Source organism: Ectopseudomonas khazarica, assembly GCF_004521985.1.
Taxonomy (GTDB): Bacteria; Pseudomonadota; Gammaproteobacteria; order Pseudomonadales; family Pseudomonadaceae; genus Aquipseudomonas; species Aquipseudomonas khazarica.
The window spans coordinates 1-474 of sequence record NZ_SBHZ01000041.1; the positions used below are offsets into that span (position 1 = coordinate 1).

General features: G+C 39.2%; 1 protein-coding gene. It reads left to right on the forward strand.

What is annotated here, in order from left to right:
* Positions 1-170 precede the first annotated feature (170 nt).
* Positions 171-474 (forward strand): type II toxin-antitoxin system toxin HigB (gene higB, locus EPK82_RS24635; protein ID WP_134678347.1); only part of this gene is annotated, 304 nt, incomplete at its 3' end.

The following is a 474-nucleotide window of genomic DNA, read 5'->3' on the forward strand; positions in this document are numbered from 1 at the left end:
GTTCTGGAATCGCGCTTCCATAAAACAAAAAATCCCTGTCACCATCGTCTACATTCTCTTGTTTAGCGTTTTTCTACGTTTATTCTTCCGTCACACAGATAAATTCATCCGTTGCCAATCTGGCAACGGATGTTATCATATTGCCAATTTGTCAACGGACGTGATGAAGAATGCACCTGATAACTCAAAAAGCATTGAAAGATGCTGCGGAAAAATACCCGCAACATAAAACGGAGTTGGTGGCTCTTGGGAACACGATTGCTAAGGGATATTTCAAAAAACCTGAGTCATTAAAAGCAGTATTCCCATCTCTGGATAACTTCAAATATCTGGATAAGCATTATGTTTTCAATGTTGGGGGCAATGAATTACGTGTTGTAGCAATGGTCTTTTTTGAATCGCAAAAGTGCTACATACGTGAAGTTATGACGCATAAAGAATACGATTTCTTTACCGCTGTTCATCGTACTAAGG